General features: G+C 74.6%; 4 protein-coding genes. 2 read left to right on the forward strand and 2 right to left on the reverse strand.

What is annotated here, in order from left to right:
• The first annotated feature begins 78 nt into the window (after nucleotides 1–78).
• Together E1266_RS36075 and E1266_RS36080 are read left to right on the forward strand one after the other, a co-directional pair.
• Nucleotides 79–1,254, forward strand: coding sequence for a cytochrome P450 (locus E1266_RS36075; protein WP_132054908.1), 1,176 nt, complete (start codon nucleotides 79–81; stop codon nucleotides 1,252–1,254).
• Between the two features lie 41 nt (nucleotides 1,255–1,295).
• Entirely contained in the window at nucleotides 1,296–2,165 is an 870-nt protein-coding gene (locus E1266_RS36080) for a hypothetical protein (RefSeq protein WP_132054910.1), read from the forward strand.
• 16 nt (nucleotides 2,166–2,181) lie between these two features.
• Here E1266_RS36080 and E1266_RS36085 read toward each other — a convergent pair whose 3' ends face one another.
• Nucleotides 2,182–2,568: a nuclear transport factor 2 family protein gene (locus E1266_RS36085; protein WP_132054912.1), complete on the reverse strand. Its 387-nt coding sequence runs from the start codon at nucleotides 2,566–2,568 to the stop codon at nucleotides 2,182–2,184.
• A gap of 104 nt (nucleotides 2,569–2,672) precedes the next feature.
• Nucleotides 2,673–3,854: a zinc-dependent alcohol dehydrogenase gene (locus E1266_RS36090; protein WP_132054914.1), complete on the reverse strand. Its 1,182-nt coding sequence runs from the start codon at nucleotides 3,852–3,854 to the stop codon at nucleotides 2,673–2,675.
• Between the last annotated feature and the right edge of the window lie 71 nt (nucleotides 3,855–3,925).

Consider the following 3,925-nt stretch of genomic DNA (forward strand, 5'->3'; position numbering starts at 1 on the left):
GCCGAGGGGGAGGGCGGCGCCGCGGACCGCCGCGAGGATGCGTCCTTTCCGTCGCCGCTGAGCGCCTGAGGGACGCGCATGGACTTCCCCCTGCCGAACCGCCCGGGCGTCCCGCTGGACGAGGGCCGCCTGCGGCTGTTCCGGGCACGGCCGCTGGTGCCGGTCGTGCTGCCGGGCGGGCACCGGGCGCTGCTCGTCACCCGCCACGCCGACGTCCGGACGGTCCTGTCCGACGACCGGTTCAGCCGCGAGGCGTGGACCGGCGGCACCCTCTTCGCCCGGACGCCGGAGTCGCTGGCCCTGGCCGCCTGCGACCCTCCGACGCACACGCGCCGCCGGAAGGCCGTCCAGGCGTGGTTCACGGCCCGCCGCGCCGAGGCGGACCGCCCGCGGGTCGAGGCGCTCGCCGAGCGGCTGCTCGACGGCATGGCGGCGCACGGCCCGCCCGCCGACCTGCTCGGCGGGTTCGCCACCCCGCTCCCGTACACCGTCATCTGCGACATGCTGGGCATCCCCGCCGGCGACCTCGGGCTGCTGCTGCCGTGGGTGACCGCGATGATGTCGGCCGGGCGGTACCCCGCGGCGGAGGTCGAGGCGGCCCGCCAGGGCATGCACGGCTACTTCGCCGACCGGCTGGCGGAGCGCCGGGCACGCCCCGGGCCCGACCTGCTCAGCGCGCTCGCGGCCGCACCGGAGCTGTCCGGCGACGAGATCGTCGTCTTCGGGTACGGGCTGCTTGCGGCGGGCGGCGAGACCACGTCCAACTTCCTGGCGGCGTGCGTCGTGGAACTGGCCCGGCGGCCGGACCTCGCGGCGCGGCTGCGGGCCGACCCGTCGCTGATCCCGTCCGCCGTCGAGGAGTTCCTGCGCTGGGTGTGGTTCGCCGGCACCGGGGGCCGGCCGCACGCCGTCGTGGCCGACGCGGCGCTCGCCGGGGTGCCGCTCGGGCCGGGCGACGTCGTCGTCCCGCTCACCGACGCCGCCAACCGGGATCCGGCCGCCTTCTCCGGCGCGGACGAGTTCGACTCGGCGCGTTCCCCGAACCCGCATCTCGGCCTCGGCCACGGCCGCCACATGTGCCTCGGCGCGCCGCACGCCCGCCTCGAACTGCAGGTCGCGATCGCCGCGCTCCTGCGCCGCTTCGGGGACCTCGCCCTGGCCGTCGACCCGGACCGGCTCGAATGGCGCGACCGCATGTTCGTCCGCGGCCTCTGGCGACTCCCGGTGACCTGGACCCCCGGACGGGACGGGTGAGGCCCCGCCCAGAGCGGACCCGCGCGGGGAGGGGGCGCGCCGTGCGGCTGGCGCGGTTCGTCCGGGGGAGCCATCCGCCGGTGCCCTCCCTGGCGTTCGCGGCGCTGTGGGCCTGCGGGGTCACCGGGCTCTTCGCCGCCCTCGACCCGGAGGCTTCGGCGTGGCGGCCCGGAGCGGGGACGGCGGTCGCGGCGGCGACCCTCTTCGTCGACCTGCTGCTCATGCGCGCGCTGGACGACATCCGCGACCTGGACTACGACCGCCGTTTCAATCCCCGCCGCCCGCTGGCGTCGGGTGCGGTGCGGACGCGTGACCTGGTCGTCCTCTACGCCGCGGGGACGGTGGTCCTGCTCCTGCTGAACGCCGCGTGGCCGTGGCGGGCCGGCATCCTGCTCGTCCAACTGGCGTACGCGGCCGGAGCGATCGCCGTTCACCGGCGGTGGGGCCGTCCCTCGGCCGACGACCTGTTCCGGAGCCTGCTGGTCGGCCTTCCGGCGCCGCTGCTGCTCCACCTCTACCTGTACGCCGGGTATCTGGACGCGTCCGGGCGGCGTCCCGACTGGTCCGCGGCCGTCGCGATCACCGTGGTGGTCCTCGCGGCCGGCCACGCCGAACTGGCCGGGAAGCTCACCCGGGCGCCCCGGGCGGGGGTGCGGACCTACGTGACGACGCTCGGCGTGCGCGGGACGGCGGCGGCGTCCCTGGCCGTGCCGGCTCTGTCCGCGGCCCTGCTCGCGGCCTGGTCGCAGGCGCCCGCCGGGTGGACGCTCACCGCCCTCCTCCCGCTGGCCTCGCCCCTCGCCGCCACCTGGGCCTTCGCGCGCGGCCGGACACGCTGGCCGCCGTTCGCGCCCGCCCTGTACATGCTGCTGTCCTTCGCGAGCTACCTCGCGCTCGGGCTGGCCCGTTGAGGGCCAGGGCGCGCAGTCAGGCCAGGCCCAGCTCCCGCTTGACGGACTCGAACTCCACCGCCATCGCCTCCGAGAGCGCCTTCGCCCCCGACAGCGGGCGCACCATGACGCAGAACTCGTCGATGAGCCCGTCGTCGTTCAGATGCAGGAAGTCGCAGCCGTGCACCTCGCGGTCCCCGACCCGCGCCTTGAAGATCAGCGCGTGGTCGCGCTCCTCACCGATCTCGCCGACGTAGCGGAAGTCGGTGAACACCCGCGTCACCGCGCGCAGGATCGCCGACACCAGCGGCCGCCCCTCGTACGGCGCGAACGCCACCGGGCTGAGGAACGTGACGTCCTCGGCCAGCAGCGCCGGGAGGGCGTCGATGTCACCCTTCTCGATGGCCGCGCGGAAAGGGTGCATCGGGCCCACCTCCATGCTCGGGACGTCGCCCCGGTTCCGCACGGGGGCGCGAAAAGCCTAGAGGAGCGGGTCCCGTCCGCGATCATCGGGACGCCCGCGGGCGGTCAGGGCTGCAGCAGCACCTTGATCGCGCCGTCCTGCTTCTTCTGGAAGATCTCGTACGCCTCCGGCGCCTTCTCCAGCGGCCACCGGTGGGTCGCCAGGTCCATCACGCCGAGCGGGTCGGCGTCGTCGGTGACCAGCGGCATCAGGCCGTCGATCCACTTCTTGACGTGCGCCTGGCCCATCCGCAGCGTGATGCCCTTGTCGAACATCCGCATCATCGGCAGCGGGTCGGTCATGCCGCCGTACACGCCGATGAGGGCGATCGTGCCGCCCCGCCGGACGACCTCGATCGCGGTGCCGAGCGCGGCGAGCCGGTCCACCCCGAAGCGCGACATCAGCGGCGCCCCGCTGTTGCCCGGCATCAGCCCGGCGACGGTCTGCGCGAACTTGGCGCCGGGGGAGCCGTGCGCCTCCATCCCCACCGCGTCGATCACCGAGTCGGTGCCGCGGCCCTCGGTGAGCTGCCGGACCGCGTCCGGGACGTCGTCGGCGTCGTCGGAGTCGATCACCTCGATGCCGTGCCGCCGCGCCATCTCCAGCCGCTCGGGCACGAAGTCCACGCCGATCACCCGGTGCCCCAGGTGCCGCGCGATCCGGGCGGCCATCTGCCCGATCGGGCCGAGGCCGAGCACGGTGACCGACCCGCCCTCGGGGATGCCGGCCCAGTCCACCGCCTGCCGGGCGGTCGGCAGCACGTCGGACAGGTACACGAACCGCTCGTCCGGCGGGCCCTCCGGCACCTTGATCGGCCCGAAGTGGGCCTGCGGCACCCGCAGGTACTCGGCCTGCCCGCCCGGCACCTGCCCGTACAGCCGGGTGTAGCCGAACAGCGCCGCGCCCATGCCCTGCTCGCGGACCTGCGTGGTCTCGCACTGCGCGTAGAGCTGCATGCCGCACATGTGGCAGCGGCCGCAGGAGATGTTGAACGGGATGACGACGCGGTCCCCGGGCTTGATGTGCGCGACCTCCGAGCCGGTCTCCTCGACGATCCCCATCGGCTCGTGGCCGAGGATGTCGCCCTCGCTGAGGAACGGCCCCAGCACCTCGTACAGGTGCAGGTCGGAACCGCAGATCCCGGACGAGGTGACCCTGATGATCGCGTCGTCCGGCTCCTTGATCTCCGGGTCGGGCACGCTCTCCACGCGGACGTCGCGCTTGCCGTGCCAGGTGACAGCCTTCATCGATGATCCTCCAAGAAAGGGACGCCCGGGAGCGGGTCGCGGTGACCGTCGCAGGCGCCCCTACCCCACCC

It is taken from the genome of Actinomadura sp. 7K534 (assembly GCF_004348575.1).
Classification (GTDB): Bacteria; Actinomycetota; Actinomycetes; order Streptosporangiales; family Streptosporangiaceae; genus Spirillospora; species Spirillospora livida.